Source organism: Streptomyces sp. NPDC051020, from assembly GCF_040683105.1.
In the GTDB taxonomy this organism is placed as follows: domain Bacteria; phylum Actinomycetota; class Actinomycetes; order Streptomycetales; family Streptomycetaceae; genus Streptomyces.
Map to the genome: position 1 here is coordinate 32,408 of NZ_JBFBCG010000038.1, position 15,862 is coordinate 48,269.

12 protein-coding genes and 1 tRNA gene are annotated in these 15,862 nt (G+C 67.5%); 7 read left to right on the plus strand and 6 right to left on the minus strand.

Features of this window, described 5'->3' with window-relative positions; all coding sequences use genetic code 11:
• Window positions 1-33 precede the first annotated feature (33 nt).
• Window positions 34-1,458 (minus strand): amino acid permease, encoded by a 1,425-nt coding sequence (locus tag AB0N06_RS21400; protein WP_366136265.1) that lies wholly within the window; start codon window positions 1,456-1,458, stop codon window positions 34-36.
• A 150-nt stretch (window positions 1,459-1,608) separates the two neighbouring features.
• Between AB0N06_RS21400 and AB0N06_RS21405 the strand changes: the two genes are divergently transcribed.
• Window positions 1,609-2,475, plus strand: a complete 867-nt coding sequence (locus AB0N06_RS21405; protein ID WP_366136266.1) for an IclR family transcriptional regulator — start codon at window positions 1,609-1,611, stop codon at window positions 2,473-2,475.
• A 19-nt stretch (window positions 2,476-2,494) separates the two neighbouring features.
• Here AB0N06_RS21405 and hutC read toward each other — a convergent pair whose 3' ends face one another.
• The gene (gene hutC, locus AB0N06_RS21410; protein WP_366136267.1) at window positions 2,495-3,271 is read right to left on the minus strand and encodes a histidine utilization repressor; all 777 of its coding nucleotides are present in this window, start codon (window positions 3,269-3,271) and stop codon (window positions 2,495-2,497) included.
• Between the two features lie 189 nt (window positions 3,272-3,460).
• On the opposite strand from hutC, the gene hutU reads away from it, so the two are divergent.
• Both hutU and hutG read left to right on the plus strand, forming a co-directional pair.
• The gene (gene hutU / locus AB0N06_RS21415; protein WP_366136268.1) at window positions 3,461-5,137 is read left to right on the plus strand and encodes a urocanate hydratase; all 1,677 of its coding nucleotides are present in this window, start codon (window positions 3,461-3,463) and stop codon (window positions 5,135-5,137) included.
• On the plus strand, window positions 5,134-6,141 hold the full coding sequence (hutG, locus tag AB0N06_RS21420; protein WP_366136269.1) for a formimidoylglutamase: 1,008 nt from the start codon (window positions 5,134-5,136) through the stop codon (window positions 6,139-6,141). The genes hutU and hutG overlap by 4 nt, the downstream gene beginning before the upstream one ends.
• A gap of 446 nt (window positions 6,142-6,587) precedes the next feature.
• On the opposite strand, the gene AB0N06_RS21425 is transcribed toward hutG, so the two are convergent.
• On the minus strand, window positions 6,588-7,253 hold the full coding sequence (locus tag AB0N06_RS21425) for a nitroreductase (protein ID WP_366136270.1): 666 nt from the start codon (window positions 7,251-7,253) through the stop codon (window positions 6,588-6,590).
• A gap of 301 nt (window positions 7,254-7,554) precedes the next feature.
• Between AB0N06_RS21425 and AB0N06_RS21430 the strand changes: the two genes are divergently transcribed.
• Window positions 7,555-7,752 carry a hypothetical protein gene (locus tag AB0N06_RS21430; RefSeq protein ID WP_366136271.1) on the plus strand — a complete coding sequence of 66 codons (198 nt, stop codon included), beginning with the start codon at window positions 7,555-7,557 and terminating at the stop codon, window positions 7,750-7,752.
• A gap of 201 nt (window positions 7,753-7,953) precedes the next feature.
• Here the strand turns inward: AB0N06_RS21430 and AB0N06_RS21435 are convergent, their stop codons facing one another.
• Window positions 7,954-10,323, minus strand: a complete 2,370-nt coding sequence (locus AB0N06_RS21435) for a SpoIIE family protein phosphatase (RefSeq protein WP_366136300.1) — start codon at window positions 10,321-10,323, stop codon at window positions 7,954-7,956.
• An 89-nt stretch (window positions 10,324-10,412) separates the two neighbouring features.
• Here AB0N06_RS21435 and AB0N06_RS21440 point away from each other — a divergent pair, with 89 nt between their 5' ends.
• From AB0N06_RS21440 to AB0N06_RS21450, 3 genes are all read left to right on the plus strand, one after another.
• Window positions 10,413-10,940: an aldehyde dehydrogenase family protein gene (locus AB0N06_RS21440; protein WP_366136272.1), complete on the plus strand. Its 528-nt coding sequence runs from the start codon at window positions 10,413-10,415 to the stop codon at window positions 10,938-10,940.
• Window positions 10,937-12,208, plus strand: coding sequence for a D-arabinono-1,4-lactone oxidase (locus AB0N06_RS21445; protein WP_366136273.1), 1,272 nt, complete (start codon window positions 10,937-10,939; stop codon window positions 12,206-12,208). Before AB0N06_RS21440 ends, AB0N06_RS21445 begins: the two co-directional genes overlap by 4 nt.
• A 157-nt stretch (window positions 12,209-12,365) precedes the next feature.
• Window positions 12,366-13,769 carry a cytosine permease gene (locus AB0N06_RS21450; protein WP_366136274.1) on the plus strand — a complete coding sequence of 468 codons (1,404 nt, stop codon included), beginning with the start codon at window positions 12,366-12,368 and terminating at the stop codon, window positions 13,767-13,769.
• Window positions 13,770-14,204: 435 nt separating this feature from the next.
• On the opposite strand, the gene AB0N06_RS21455 is transcribed toward AB0N06_RS21450, so the two are convergent.
• Window positions 14,205-14,292, minus strand: a tRNA-Leu gene (locus AB0N06_RS21455).
• Window positions 14,293-14,683: 391 nt separating this feature from the next.
• Window positions 14,684-15,835 (minus strand): sugar phosphate isomerase/epimerase family protein, encoded by a 1,152-nt coding sequence (locus AB0N06_RS21460; RefSeq protein WP_366136275.1) that lies wholly within the window; start codon window positions 15,833-15,835, stop codon window positions 14,684-14,686.
• Between the last annotated feature and the right edge of the window lie 27 nt (window positions 15,836-15,862).

The following is a 15,862-nucleotide window of genomic DNA, read 5'->3' on the forward strand; positions in this document are numbered from 1 at the left end:
GTTCGAGGGTGGTGTGCGGTTACCCCTCTGCAACTACCTCTGAGCGGCTGGGACGGGTTCCTCCGCCGCCTGCTCGGAGGCCTCGGCAAGGTCCGTACGGGCACCGCGCGGACGGGCCCACAGGAAGTACACGCCCGACAGGAGGGCCAGCCAGACGGCGCCGACGATCAGCGCGACACGGGTGCTGTCGGAGAAGGCGAGGAGCCCGAGCACGCCGATCATGAAGGCGATCGCGATGATCTGGCCGTAGGGCCAGAACGGAGCCGGGTACTTGAGTGCGGCCTGCTCCTGCGGGGACATCTTGCGGCGGGCGGCGACCTGCGCCATCAGGATCATCATCCAGACCCAGACCGTGGCGAAGGTCGCGATCGAGGCGATGATGACGAAGACGTTCTCCGGCATCAGGTAGTTCAGCAGGACGCCGAGCAGCAGCGCGCCCATCATGATGACCACGGTCAGCCACGGCGCCCCGTTGCGGGAGACCCGGCGCAGGGCCGCGGGAGCCTGGCCGCGCTCGGCCATGCCGTACATGATGCGTCCGGCGGCGAAGATGTCGCTGTTGATCGCGGACAGGGCCGCGGTGATGACCACCAGGTTCAGCACGGTCGCCGCGGACTTGATGCCGAGGCCGACGAAGATCTGGACGAACGGGCTGCCCGCGGCGTCGACGTTCTGCCAGGGGTTGAGCGACATGATCACCGCAATGGTCAGCACGTAGAACAGCACGATGCGCAGGGGGATCGTGTTGACCGCACTCGGGATCGTCTTCTCCGGGTCCTGGGCCTCCCCCGCGGTGACGCCGATGATCTCGGTGCCGCCGAAGGCGAACATCACCACGGCCAGGGACATGATGACGCCGTGGACTCCGTGAGGGAAGAACCCGCCGTTGTTCCACAGGTTCGACACCCCGACGTGGGAGCTGCCGGTGTGAATGCCGAGGACGAGGATCGCCACGCCTGCGATGATCATCGCGACGATGGCGACGACCTTCACGAGCGAGAGCCAGAACTCCAGTTCGCCGAAGACCTTGACGCTGAACAGGTTCATCACGCCGACGACGCCCACGACCGCCAGCACCCAGATCCAGCGCGGTACGTCGGGGAACCAGAAGCCCATGTACACGCCGAACGCGGTGACATCGGCCAGGCAGACGATGACCAGCTCGAAGGCGTAGGTCCATCCGGTCGCGAACCCGGCCAGCGGGCCGAGATACTTGGTGGCGTACTCACCGAACGATCCCGCGCACGGGTCGCTCACCGCCATCTCGCCGAGGGATCGCAGGACCAGGAAGACGGCTGCTCCGCCGATCAGATAGGCCAGGAGGACCGCGGGACCGGCAGCCTTGATGGATTCGGAGGATCCATAGAAGAGCCCGGTTCCGATCGCCGAGCCCAGCGCGAGGAAGCGGATGTGCCGGGATTTGAGTCCCCTGGTCAAGGTCGCCGTGTCAGAAGTCAACGTGCTGCCCTCCTTGAGGACGCGAATGTCCCGGACGGGTGAGAGGTGGGAGAGGGGCGGTTGCCGCTGCCGCGACGGCTGTCGACGCGCCCACAGAAGGAGTGGCCTGTATATTCCTGTCTAGACAGGCTCTCGTCAATAGGTGAACCAGTGAGTGAACACGAGACCATCGAGACGGTATCGAGCAGCACGTCGCCTGCCGTCGGACGGGCGCTGGACATCCTTCTGCACCTCGCCAGCCGTTCGGGCCCCGTGCAGGCCGGCGCGCTGGCCCGGGATCTGGGCATCCCGCGATCGTCGGCGTACCACATCCTCTCGGTGCTGGTCGATCGCGGCTTCGTCACCTATGTCCCGAAGGAGCAGGCGTACGGTCTGGGCGTCGCCTCCTTCGAGATCGGCTCCGCCTATCTGCGGCACGAACCGCTGGAGCGGCTCGCGCGCCCGATCCTGCGCAGCCTGACCCATCGACTCGGCCAGGCCGTGCACCTGGGCATCCTCGACGGCGCGGAGACGGTCTACCTGCTCAAGGAGCGCCCGCCCACAGGTCAGGGCGTCGACGTCGACGTCGCCCTCGTCACCGACATCGGCGTCCGGCTGCCGGCGCATCTGACGGCCAACGGCCGTTCGATCCTCGCCCACTCCGGCGAGGCGCAGCTGCGGGCCCTCTTCCCGCGACCGGGGAACCTCGTCACCCGCACGGGCAAAGGCCCGCGCTCACTGTCCGAGCTGCGGAGCCTGCTGGCGCGGGACCGCGAGCGCGGCTGGTCGGAGGAGATCGAGCTGGTCTCCGAGGGGCTCCGCTCGGTGGGGGTGGCGGCGTTCGACCACAACGAGCGGCCCGTGGCGGCGCTCAGCAGCACATGGAGCCGCCACTACAGCCGGCATGACGCGGACCATGTGCGGCACGTCCTGCAGCAGGGGGCGGCGCGGCTGACGGCCGCGATGTCCGGCCGCGCTCCCTCGGGGCCGGCGCAGGATCCGCCCCCGGAAGAGCGGCGCTCCAAGGCCGCGGCCTGACCGCTGCGCGGCTCGGCGGTCAGTGCGTGTCGAACGTGCCCTCGATGCGATACCGGGAACCGGGATGCAGCAGCCGCGCGATGCTGACGAGCGCGTCCTGCGACCATGTGCGGCGCTGGATCAGCAAGCACGGCTCCGAGCTCTCGATGCCCAGGATCGCGCACTCCTCCGTGGACGGAGGCACCGCCTCCACGATGTGTTCCCCCTTGCCCAGCGGCGCGACCTCGGAAAGGAACGTGAACGGCGTGCGCAGGGTGAAATCCTGCTCCAGGTAGCCGGGGGCGAAGTCCGGGTTGACGTAGCGGTCCTCCAGCTGGATGGCCACGTCGTCCTCGAAGTGCACCACTCGGGACCGGAAGACCGTGTGCCGCTCGCCGAGGCCGAACTGAGCGCTGATCTCCGGGCCTGCTTCCTCCTCGCGCAACGACAGCACCCGGGCGTGGTAGCGGTGGCCGCGGCGGCGGACCTCATCGGCGATGTTGTGCACCTCGACCAGGGCGGAACTGCCCTTGTTCGGGGCTACGAAGGTACCCACTCCCATGACTCGCCGGAGCAGGCCCTGCGCGGTCAGCTCGCGCAGCGCGCGGTTGATCGTCATGCGGGACAGGCCGAGTGACTCGACGAACTGGTTCTCCGACGGCAGGGTGTCGCCCTCGCGCCAGCGGCCGCTGGCGATCTGCTCGGTCACGAGGTCCTTCACCCGCTGGTACGCGGGAGCCGAACCCGGCGCCTGTTCCTCGTACAGACGGGCGAGGTCCGCACCCTCCACGACCACGCCGTTCACCGTCCTCGTCACCCTTGGTCTCCCCCCACGCCCGGCCAGCGGGCTCTTGTCGGAAAAATTCTAGGGGAAGCACCTTCCTCCCCGTCCGCCGAGCGGGTCTCGGATCCGAGAAATCCGGACGACGCGCCTGGCCACGGGTGCGCCCCTCACGTGTCATGGGGGCACGGAACAAGGTTCGACATCTTCACTCAGGAGGCGGCAATGGCCGGCGTTTCCCCAGAGCCCCGCAGCATCCGCGCCCCCCGCGGCACCGACCTGAACTGCCTCGGCTGGCAGCAGGAAGGCGCCCTGCGCATGCTCATGAACAACCTCGACGCCGAGGTCGCCGAGCACCCGGAGGAGCTGGTCGTCTACGGCGGTACCGGCAAGGCTGCCCGTAACTGGGCCTCCTACGACGCCATCGTGCGCACCCTCAAGACGCTCAAGAACGACGAGACGCTCCTCGTCCAGTCCGGCAAGCCGGTCGGCGTCATGCGCACCCACGAGTGGGCACCGCGCGTGCTCCTCGCCAACTCCAACCTGGTCGGCGACTGGGCCAACTGGGAGGAGTTCCGGTCCCTGGAGGCCCAGGGCCTGACCATGTACGGCCAGATGACCGCCGGTTCCTGGATCTACATCGGCAGCCAGGGCATCCTGCAGGGCACCTACGAGACGTTCGGCGCCGTCGCCCGGAAGAAGTTCAACGGGACCCTCGCCGGCACCATCACCCTCACCGCCGGCGTCGGCGGCATGGGCGGCGCCCAGCCGCTCGCCGTGACGATGAACGACGGCGTCGCCATCTGCGTCGACGTCGACCCGACCCGCATCGAGCGCCGCATCGCCCACCGCTACCTCGACGTCGCCGCGAACGACCTCGACCACGCGCTCCAGCTCGCCATCGAGGCCCGGGACGCCCGCAAGCCGCTGTCCATCGGTCTCACCGGCAACGCCGCCGAGGTGTTCCCGAAGCTGCTGGAGATGGGCGCGCCCATCGACATCGTGACCGACCAGACCTCGGCGCACGACCCGCTGTCCTACCTCCCCATCGGCGTGAGCATGGAGGAGTGGCACGAGCAGGCCCGCAAGGACCCGGCCGACTTCACCGAGCGCTCCCGCGCGTCGATGGCGAAGCACGTCGAGGCGATGGTCGGCTTCCTCGACAAGGGCGCCGAGGTCTTCGACTACGGCAACTCCATCCGCGACGAGGCCCGCAAGGCCGGCTACCAGCGCGCGTTCGACTTCCCCGGCTTCGTCCCGGCGCACATCCGCCCGCTGTTCGAGGAGGGTCTCGGCCCGTTCCGCTGGGCCGCCCTGTCCGGCGACCCCAAGGACATCGAGGCCACGGACAAGGCCATCATGGAGCTGTTCCCGGAAAACGAGCACCTGCACCGCTGGATCAAGATGGCCGGCGAGCGCGTGGCCTTCGAGGGTCTGCCCGCCCGCATCTGCTGGCTCGGCTACGGCGAGCGCCACCGCGCCGGTCTCAAGTTCAACGAGATGGTCGCCTCCGGCGAGCTGTCCGCCCCGATCGCCATCGGCCGTGACCACCTGGACTCCGGCTCCGTCGCCTCGCCGTACCGCGAGACCGAGTCGATGCTCGACGGATCCGACGCCATCGCCGACTGGCCGCTGCTCAACGCCCTGGTGAACACCTCCTCCGGCGCGTCCTGGGTCTCCATCCACCACGGCGGCGGCGTCGGCATGGGCCGCTCCATCCACGCCGGCCAGGTCTGCATCGCCGACGGCACCGAGCTCGCGGCCCAGAAGCTCTCCCGCGTGCTGACCAACGACCCCGGCATGGGCGTCATCCGCCACGTGGACGCCGGCTACGAGTACGCCACCTCCGTGGCGCAGCAGCGCGGAGTGCGCATCCCGATGGCCGAGGACGACGCGGAATGAGCACGGACACCACCGTGACGCCGGCTGCCGACACGGCGACGGTGACCGCGGATGCGGCCCCCGAGCCCTGGACGGGCCGGGACGACGGGCCCGGGGCCGACAACCTGCGCTGGCACCACGTGGTCGGCCTCCGCCCCGAGGACACCGAACCGGGAGACATCGCGTTCGTCGGCTTCCGCAGCGACGAGGGAGTCCGGCGGAACAAGGGCCGTCAGGGTGCGGCGGACGGCCCGCGCGCGCTGCGCGGCGCCCTCGCGTCCATGGCGCTGCCCGCGCCGGTGCGGGCGCTGGACGTCGGCGACATCGAGGTGGCCGACGGCGACCTGGAGAACGGGCAGCACCGCCTGGGCCGGGTGCTCACCTCGCTCGTCGACCGCGGCCACCCCGTGGTGGTACTCGGCGGCGGCCACGAGGTGGCCTACGGCAGCTACCTGGGGCTGGCCGGCACCCGCGCCCTGCGCGAGGGCGCCCGTCTCGGGGTGCTGAACCTCGACGCGCACTTCGACCTGCGCGACGACGTCCGGCCCAGCTCCGGCACACCGTTCCTCCAGATGGCACAGGGCGAGGAGCGGCGCGGGCAGCAGCTGAACTACTGGGTGCTCGGAGTGAGCCAGCCGAGCAACACCACCCGTCTGTTCGACACTGCGGACAGGCTCGGGGTGCGGTACCTGCCCGACACCGAGTGCGGTGTGCTCGACCTGCAGCGCGTCGACGCGTTCATCGACGAGTTCCTCGCGAGCTGTGACGTCGTGCACCTCAGCATCGACCTCGACGTGCTCCCCGCCGGTGCGGCTCCGGGTGTCAGTGCCCCCGCCGCCTACGGGGTGCGGATGGAGATCGTCGAGCACGTCTGCGCCACGGTGGCGGCGAGCGGGAAGCTGGCCGTCTGCGACGTCGCCGAGCTGAACCCGGACCTCGACGTCGACAGCCGCACGGCGCGGGCCGGCGCCCGGCTGATCCACCGCATCCTCACCACCGGAAGCGCGACGGCCCGCCGGGCGTGACCGGGAACGGGAGGCAAGCGACGGGCCGGGGACGGGACAGCACACCCGATTCCCGCGCCCGTCGCCACCGAGCTGGTCGCCAGGCTGTGAGAGCAAGGACAGCCGCAGCCTGGCGACCTCCCTTCGACGCACAGGCGACAAACTCCTCGCAGCAGGTCCTCTCGACGGCGATCCACTCCGCCCGTTCGATGTCCGGCAGTCCGGCGGCCGCGAACGAATCGGCGGTCATGTCCTCGCCGAAGACGACTGCTGCGCGCAGCGTCTCCTCGCACCCCCTGCCTTTCCTGGCCGTACAGGTGGATCGCCCGGCCTGTGAGGTGCATCCACCTCATGACGACTCGTGCTCCACCGTCCGCTCACGCCATCGCTCACGCAGAAGGGTCTGCTGACCAGTTGGACGTCAGGGGTATGAGCGGAAAGCCTGTGATCGTCACGCAGGAGCGAAGCTACCCCTCGACGAACGTGACCGTCTCGTCAAGCGGGGCACGGCCCGTACGGGTGTAACCCACCGTGACGTCCTCGAACCCGATCGACATGCCGCAGAAGAGGATGAGCTCGTCCGGGGGTGACAGGATGTCCGCGACGGTCTTGCGATACACCGACCACGCCATCTGCGGGCAACTGTGCAGCCCTTCGGCACGCAGCAGCAGCATGACGGTCTGCAGATACATGCCGACGTCGGACCATTGAGGCCGGCCCATGTCGCGGTCGATATAGCAGAACAGGGCTGCGGGCGCTCCGAAACAGTCCCAGTTCGCGGCAGCGGCCCTCTGACGCGCCTCCCAGTCCTCGCGCTCAATACCAAGTGCGCTGTAGCGCTCATGGCCGAAGGCGGATCGCCGCTCGTGGTATGGGGACTTCAGTGCGGGCGGGTACATCTCGTACTCTCGCTCATCCCAGGGGTCACCTGAGGCCACGCGCTCGCCGGCACGCTTCTTGAGCTCGGTCAGCGGTTCACCGGTCACCACGTAGGCACGCCATGGCTGGAGGTTCGATCCGGACGGCGCCCAGGCCGCGGCGGTCAGTACCCGCTCCAGCACCTGCCTCGGGACGGGCCGGTCGGTGAACCCGCGCACCGCCCGTCGGCTCGTGACCGCCTCATAGACATCCAAGATCATCTACCTTCGCCATCTCTGCTCCATCCTGCTCATTGACAATCCGGGACCGTGAGGTGCGACAAGGCCCCCAACGACGAGGGCCGTGGCCCGTCCGTCCCGGCGGGGCCGAATGGGTGCACGCGAGCCAGCTCCGCCTGACCGGGGATCGGGGGACCGGGCGGGATCCCCCGGTCACGTTCGAGGAGGAGCCCGGCACCTCCAGCCCGTAGCGGTCCAGAACTGCTTCACCACAGCTGACCTCGGGCGATGTGCCCGGATCAGTGGTCCGACATGATCGACCGTCGCGCTCGTACGGATGATCTACCTGTTCGTTACGCGGATCTTCGCGTGGCTCGTCCTGCTGTGCCGATCTACCGCGGCGAAGAACGCCGAGATACTGATCCTGCGACACGAGGTCGCGGTGCTGCGCCGACAGGTCACCGCAGCGCGACGCCGCGGTGGGGTCGCCGACTCCGAGGTACTACGGCTTGCGCAGCAGCAGCGCGACGGTTGACTGGTCACCGATCGACTACGAACAGCAGTCAGCTACTCCGACACTCGCCGCACAACAACACGAACAGGTGTCCCTTTTCTGGGCTCAAGGCCTGGACAAGGCCCCATGGCCGACTCAGTTTCTCGTTGCTTGCCGATCAGCTGCCAAGAGTGGATCACCTGCGAGGTCTGAGCACACGCAGGGGCGAGCGCGGTCGCTGGCTTACTTCACGGCTGCGGAGGTCGGGAATTCGCCCGGCACAAGCGGCACTTCGGCCCAGATCGTCTTGCCGTGAGGTGTGTAGCGGGTGCCCCAGCGTTCCGTAAGCTGGGCGACGAGGAACAGTCCGCGGCCGCCCTCGTCCTCCTGCGCAGCCCGCCGCAGATGCGGGGAGGTGTGGCCCCCGTCCGAGACCTCGCATATCAGGCCGCGGTCCCGAATGAGCCGCAGCCGCACAGGAGCGCCGCCGTACCGGATCGCGTTGGTGACCAGCTCGCTCACCACCAGCTCGATGACGAACGCCGCCTCGCTGTGCCCCCACTCGGCCAGCTTCTGGACCGCCAGGGCGCGGAACCTGGCGACCTCTGCGGGATCGGCGGGAAGGTCCCAGCTCGCCACCTGGTCGTCGCTGAACGCGTGGACCCTGACCAGGAGCAGGGCCGCATCGTCTTCTGAAGGCTTGGGCAGGACAGCGCTCATCACACTGTCACAGGTCTCCTCCAGCTGCCGGCCTGGTACGGACAGTGCGTCGCGCAGCTCGTTCAGGCCGATGTCGATGTCCCGGTCGCGGGCCTCCACCAGGCCGTCGGTGAACAGGGCCAGGAGGCTGTCCTCGGGAAGGTCGAATTCGACGCTTTCGAACGGCAGGCCTCCCAGGCCGAGCGGTGGGCCAGCGGGCAGGTCGAGGATTTCCACGCGGCCGTCAGGAGCCAGCACTGCGGGGGGCAGATGGCCGGCCCGGGCCATGACGCAGTGCCGCTCGACCGGGTCGTAGATGGCGTAGAGGCAGGTCACGCCAACGGCCCGGTCATCCTCGCTCCCGGGGGGCTGCGCGACAAGGTCGTCGAGCCGGGCGAGCAGCTCATCCGGTGCAAGGTCCATTGCCGCGAGCGCCGCCACGGTGGTCCGCATCCGACCCATGGTGGCGGCGGCGCGCATGCCATGACCGGCAACGTCCCCGACGACCAGGCCGACCCGTGCCCCGGAGAGCGGGATGACGTCGTACCAGTCCCCGCCCACTCCCACGGGTCCGGCCGCGGGAAGGTAGCGGTGAGCGACCTCCACGGCCGCGGGCTGCGCCAGGCGATGTGGGAGCAGGTCGTGCTGCAGCATCAGCGCGGTCGCGCGCTCGCGAGCGTAGCGGCGTCCGTTGTCCACACACACCGCGGTACGGGAGACCAGTTCCTCCGCGAGGGTGATCTCTTCGGGGTCGAAAGGGTCCCGCGGCGGGAACCTTTCAAACGTCGCCAGGCCCAGCGCGGTTCCCCGGGCCCGCAGCGGGACGACCACGACCTGGTCACTGGCGACCGAATGCCCATGGGCAAGGCAGCGCAGCTGCGGCGAATCGGGGGGATATCCGATGGGACGCGGCGATGCCGCTGCCGCCGGACGGTCGCGGTCCGCCACCCGTTCCGCCACCCGCAGCAGGTCGCGTGTGCTCTTATTCGTCCATGGACCGGGTTCTTCACCGCGGAGCACAGGTTCGAGGAAGTCCACCTGGACGAGGTCCGCGAACTCCGGAACGGCCAGATCAGCCAGGTTACCGGCGGTACGTTCGACGTCGAGAGTCCCGCCGATTTTACCGCCGGCTCCGCTCAGCAGTGCTAGGCGTTGCCGGGCCACGTAACGGTCCGTGATGTCGAGCCCCGCTTCACACACGCCCAGCGTCCGTCCCTCGTCGTCCTGCAGCCGGAAGTAGCAGAAGGACCAGACGTGATCGTGACGCGGGTCGGCAGGGATCGGGGTGCGGTAACGGACGTCGGTGATGGATTCTCCAGTGCGCACGACTCGCTCGATGAGCCTCTGCAGCCCCGGTGCCGGGCCTCCGTCACCGTCCTCGATCAGGACCTCGCCATGAGGCTCCACATCCGCTACGTACCGACCGACGCAGTCTTCCATCGTCAAGCCGAACTGCTTCTCGACGGCATTATTGATCCACTGGAACCGGCTTTGCGTATCGTAGAGAGTGATGACGAAGGACGACTGATCGCTCAGCCCCCTCAGTACTGCCTGATCTCTGGCCCACTGCTCGAGACGGGCTACGCTGACGGCCGACAGCAGCCAGGCAGCAGCGCCCTCGTCCTGCTCCAGCGGGCTGATCAGCAGTGCGACCCGTACGGCACGACCGTCCCGATGAAGCACCGAGCGAACTGCATACACGTTTCCAGGTTCCTGAGGTGGAGCCACCCTCGCAGCGTCCCCCAGAAGGTCGCCGACAGGGCTGCCGAGCGCCTCCTTCGACGCGTAACCGAACAGCTCCGTGGCCGCCGGGCTCCACCCGATGACCGTCCCCCGGGCGTCTAGTACCACAGTCGCTGACGGGGCGGCACAGAAAGGCCTGCAGCCCCCCAACTTTGTGCTCTCGGAACTCATGGAGACCTGCCGAGTGTCCTTGGGCGGGGCGATATGGCCACGCATGGACACCAATTTACTTCACAATATAAGCGGAGTGTGTCTGAAAGATGGCCGAGGTATCTTCGCTGAAGGTCGGAGGCCCTGCGGCGGGTGACGAGGTCGAGACGGGACCTCTCGTCTCGCGAGCGCATCGTGACAGCGTGGTCGGGTTCATCGATCGTGCATGTGTGGAGGGGGGCGCGCGTCGCCATCGGCGGTCGCCGTCCGAGGGCGACGGCTGCGTAGTTCTTCCCACCAGCCCGGTCGACGTACCGCAGGGCACGGAGTGCACGAGGGAGGAGATCTTCGGGCCGGTAATGAGAGTGGGGACGTTCCGGGATGAGGAGGACGCCGTCTCCTTGGTCTGGACGGAGGGCGCTCGACGCGCAGCAGACGTGCCAGGACGGCTCGACTTCGGCACAGCCTCGGTCAACGACCACCTCATGCTCGCCACGCAGATGTCCTGGGGCGGTTTCAAAGCCTCGGGTTGCGGCCGCGACCTGTCGGCATACGCTCTCGACGACTACTCGCACACCAATCACGTCATGGTCAACAAGACTCGTGCAGGAGCCCGATCCACAGGACAGCAGTCATGATGGGGCCGGTCGGCGCCTCCGCCGCCGGGGCGGAGCCGAAGCGTGGGATGGTGTGGCGCAACTGGGGGGAGAACCACGTCTTCAGCCCTGCGGCTTTCGCCGCCCCCAGGAGCGAGGAACAGCTTGTCTGCGTGGTCAGGAAGGCGCTCGCGGACGGGCTCAACATCCGGGTGGCCGGAACCGGACACTCCAGCACGCCGTTGGTGCAGACCGGTGGCCTGCTCCTCAGCCTTGAGAATCTGAGCGGTATCACCGGCACAGATCTGGCCAGACGACGCGCGCGGGCCTGGGGGGCCACCCCGATCGGCAGCTTCGGTGATCCACTGTGGCGGGATGGGCTGGCGTTGTCGAACCAGGGGGACATCGACAAGCAGACCATCGCAGGTGCCATAGCCACCGGCACGCACGGCTCAGGCACCAAGCTGACGAGCTTCTCCGCGGCTGTTCGGTACGTCCGGATTATCAACGGGACAGGTGATGTCGTCGAGATCGGTGAGCGAGACATCGAGAAGCTCCGAGCGGCACAGGTCTCCCTGGGCGCGCTTGGTGTCGTGGTCGAGGTGGAACTCGACGTCTCGCCCTCTTATCACCTCCGCGAGACCATCACCTTCCCGCGCGTCGATGAGCTACTCGACAGATGGGATGTGAACCCTGACGCTCACCGGCATTTCTCATTCCTGTGGTGCCCCACCGACAACGCCGCTGAGCTCTTTGAGTTGCCAACGCCCAAAGGTGTGCGGATGGCGGACCGCGCTTACACCAAGGTCTACGACGCCGTACAGATCGAGGAGCCTGGTGGTATCGACACGACTGAAGGGCGACGGGTCGACCGCTCCTACCGCATCTACCCTGGGGGATTCGGACTAGTTTTCAACGAACTGGAGTACTTCGTGCCGACCAAGCGGGGACGTGAGGCCTTCACGGAGATCAGGCAGCTCATCAGGACGAAGTATGCCGAGCAGGTCTTCCCTGTCGAGGTGAGATGGGTCGCCGCAGACGGGGCCTACCTGTCGCCCCAGTATCACCGCGACAATGTGGCCATCACCATCACGGTGGCGGTCGGCACGGACTACTGGCCGTACCTCCGCGACGTGGACGCCGTCTTGGACGACTTCGACGCTCGCCCGCACTGGGGCAAGCTGCACTTCACTACCCGCAGACGCATGGAGCGCATGTTTCCCGAGCTCGACCGCTTCCGCACCATCCGCAGGCAGTTCGATCCCAACGACGTCTTCCTCAACGACCACCTACGCCCACTGCTCCGGTGAAGCACGCACCGCCTGACTTATTGCGACGAGCCCCGTTGTCTCGGATCCTCTCCTCCGGCTACGGACGTGACCTGTCGGCGTACGCGCTCGATGACTACTCGCGTACCGAGCACGTCATGTTCAACCGGGCTCGATGCGCTGACGAGAGGGGGCAGGCATGAGTGAGCAACTGGCTGGGCGGCGCGAGTCCGCCTCCAGCATCGAGTCGGCAACGATCCAGCCGATCCCGCTCGATCAGCGGCATGGCACGAACCGGGACATGTTCACCATCTGGTTCGGCACGAACATCATGATCCTGGCCATTGTCACCGGAGGACTTGCCACCACCCTGTTCGGCCAACCGGCCTGGTCGGCCGCGCTGGGGATCGTCGTCGGGAACCTCTTCGGAGCGATCTTCATGGCGCTGCACTCCGCCCAGGGGCCGCGGCTCGGGGTCCCACAGATGGTCCAAACCAAGGGGCAGTTCGGCTCCTGGGGTGCGCTGCTGATCGTCCTGATCGTGGTGGTCATGTACCTCGGGTTCTTCATCTCGATCCTGGTCTTCGGAGGGCAGTCGTTGGCGTCGGTGATTCCGCACTTGAGCAGCAAGGCCGGCATCGTGCTGCTCGCGGCGGCCAGCATCGCGGCCACGATCTGGGGCTACAGTCTGATCCACGCCTATGCGCGGATCATGACCTACGCCTCGGGTGCCGTCCTGCTACTGGCGTTCGTCTGGGCGTTCGTCGTCCACCCAGTGCCGCACACCTTCTTCGGCACCGGTGAGGCCACACTGTCCGGGTTCATGAGCACCGTGTCGGTGGCCGCGGTCTGGCAGATCGCCTACGCGCCGTACGTCTCGGACTACTCCCGTTACATGCCGGCCAAGACCGGCTCCAGGCCAGCGTTCTGGATGAGCTACTGGGGCACCAGCATCGGCTCGATCCTGCCCATGTTCCTGGGCGCGGGCATCGGGCTGCTCCTGCCCGGCGCGGACCCCATCACTGCCTTGACCAAGGCAACCGCCGGGATCAGCCTGCTGGTCGTGGTCGTGTTCAGCATCGGGGTCGCCGCGACGAACGCGATGAACCTGTACTGCGGCACCCTGTGCACGATCACGATCGCACAGACCTTCCTGCCGCGCTTCACGCCTCGCAGCCGCCAGCGTGCGGTGGTGGCGACCGGACTGTGCACGATCGCGCTCGCCGTAGCCCTCACCGCCGGGAGCGGCTTCGTCGCCACTTACAAGAACTTCCTCACCCTGCTGCTCGGCTCCCTGGTCCCGTGGACCGCCGTCAACCTGGTCGACTTCTACCTGGTACGCCATGGTGACTACACCGTCGAGGACTTCTTCAAGCGCGACGGCGGTCGCTACGGCCGGGTGAACTGGCCCGCGGTGCTCTGCTACCTGATCGGTGTCGCGGTGCAGATCCCATTCATGATCATCGGGACTGCCTACACCGGCCCGATCGCCAAGGCGCTCGGCCACACCGACATCTCCTTCATCGCCGGCCTGCTCGTCGTCTCGCCGTTGTACTACTTCACGGCGAAGGCTGTAGCCCGGGCGCGGACGGCCGTGGTGTGATGGTCACGCGATGTGACCGGATCAGTGGTCCGGCATGATCGGCCCCACGACGACGCGAACGTCATACCCCTCCCCGCAGCCCGGATCGAACGCCGGCAAACCGTCGCCGGCCTCATCAACGAGTACCACAAGACAAGCTGATCACTCGTCGAAGCACCAGGTCAGTGGGTGTGCAGCCATTTTGAAGCATTACGGTCGGCGCAGAAGGAACTCGACGCACTCCCCACCGTCACACGGAAGAAGGAATCCCCACTCCACGCGCAACAGATCTGAGAGATCACCGAGAGTCTTGGAGTCATCGCACAGCGCATCCACGCATCCGATGCCGATAAGAAAGGCCCACTGCACGAAGCCCTAGGCGTCACCATCAGCTACGAACACGCAAAGAGGACCGCGACCGTCAGGTCGAGGCCCTCGCTTGCGTATCGCTATAGCTGGTGTCCGAGGGGGGACTTGAACCCCCACGCCCGATAAAGGGCACTAGCACCTCAAGCTAGCGCGTCTGCCATTCCGCCACCCGGACCAGGTGATCGGCCCCGGTCTCCCGCGGCGACAAAGAAAACAATACCAGGGGTTTGGGGTGCCTCTCACCTGCATATTCGGTGGTCAGTGGGGGGATGGCGGGCATACGGAAGCGACAGGCTTGGCGTGCGTACGGTCTGTCGTCGCTCGTGCACGTGCAGTACGTCAGGCGGGGAGCCTGCGGCTGTCACGGGGGATGCCGGCCGGGATCGATGACCTGCTGGTACCGGCGCCGGAGGAGCGGACAGGCGCACTGGTCGGGCACCGTACGCTCCTGGTGACGGCCGTGGAGCGCACGGTGCCTGACGTCACCGGGCGGGCGTGTGCGCTGTTCCCCGGTGTCAGGAATTCGGGGTGAGGCGCGGACCGCCCGTCCGGTACCGCCGATGGACCTACTTACGCAGCGCCGCCATGTTGTCGTAGCCGATCCGCGCATGGTTCAGGGACTGCGCGGGGACGGTCGAGCTCGGTGCGTTGTCCTGCTCGACCATCGGGTTGTGGTAGTTCTTCGCCCCGACGCGGCGGAAGAACGTCCGGTAGTCGATGGCCCCGGTACCGAAGGGGACCATGTCGTACCCGTTGCCGCTGTTTGTGTTGACGATGCCGTCCTTGGCGTGGAACAGCGGGTAGCGCTTGGTGTTGCCGCGGACCAGTGCCGCCGGGTCGAAGATGTTCTCCTGCTGCGATCCGTCGTGCGCGGTGTAGGTGTGGAACTTGTACTGGGCGACGTGCGCCCAGAAGATGTCCATCTCCAGCCATACGGACTTCGGGTCGGTGACCTGAAGGAAGTATTCGAGCTTGCGGATGCCGGAGCTGCGGGTGGGGCGTCCCTGTGCGTCCAGCGGACCGCCGTCGAGCAGGAAGCCGTAGGCCGCGTCGTGGTTGTGGGTGTACAGCTTGATGCCGGCACCCTGAGCGATCTGTCCGAGCGTGTTCCACTTGTCGGCGGCCACGTCCCAGTCGGCACGGTAGGCGCTGCCGGTGGGGTCGCCACCGGTGCCCATGTGTTCCATGCCGAGGATGTTCGCTATCTCGAGGTGGAGCTTGAACCGGTCCAAGTCGCTCTGGTTCAGCGGCCAGGACGACGGGATGAAGCCGTGGTTGCCCTGGGCGCGCAGACCGTACTCGTCCAGCCACGAGCGCAGCAGCTTCGCGCCTTCCACCGATTCGAGGTTGTTTCCGCCGGGTGCGTTGGCGTGCTGGCCGTACCCTGCGAACTCGACCTGCTGGTAGCCGTAGCGGGCCAGCTCCCCGAAGACCTCACGGAAGCCCGAGGGAAGGTCGGTGGTGAGCGGATCCCGGCCCGTGGCGTCGCGCACGGTGTACAGGATGATTCCTCGCTTGTCCGCCGGAACCAGAGACAGGCCGACGCCCTGCCCCTGGTCGGGGGCGGGCTGGGCGAGGGCCGGCGACGCGCCGAAGGCGGGCGCGGCGATCGCCGCTGCCGCAGCGGCCGTGCAGGTGCTCAGGAAGCGGCGGCGGCTGACGCCGAGGCTGCGGCGCAGGGCGCCGTCGGTTCCGGATTCGTCGTTGTACGCGGTCACGGTCTCTCTCTTTCTCGAAGATGCTCG

What these genes read in the sequence shown, in the direction of transcription:
- hutU (WP_366136268.1), top strand. Translation starts at nt 3,461, where the DNA reads ATGGCCGGCGTTTCCCCAGAGCCCCGCAGCATCCGCGCCCCCCGCGGC.
- hutG (WP_366136269.1), top strand. Translation starts at nt 5,134, where the DNA reads ATGAGCACGGACACCACCGTGACGCCGGCTGCCGACACGGCGACGGTG.
- AB0N06_RS21430 (WP_366136271.1), top strand. Translation starts at nt 7,555, where the DNA reads ATGATCTACCTGTTCGTTACGCGGATCTTCGCGTGGCTCGTCCTGCTG.
- AB0N06_RS21435 (WP_366136300.1), bottom strand. Translation starts at nt 10,323, where the DNA reads ATGAGTTCCGAGAGCACAAAGTTGGGGGGCTGCAGGCCTTTCTGTGCC.
- AB0N06_RS21440 (WP_366136272.1), top strand. Translation starts at nt 10,413, where the DNA reads ATGGCCGAGGTATCTTCGCTGAAGGTCGGAGGCCCTGCGGCGGGTGAC.
- AB0N06_RS21445 (WP_366136273.1), top strand. Translation starts at nt 10,937, where the DNA reads ATGATGGGGCCGGTCGGCGCCTCCGCCGCCGGGGCGGAGCCGAAGCGT.
- AB0N06_RS21450 (WP_366136274.1), top strand. Translation starts at nt 12,366, where the DNA reads ATGAGTGAGCAACTGGCTGGGCGGCGCGAGTCCGCCTCCAGCATCGAG.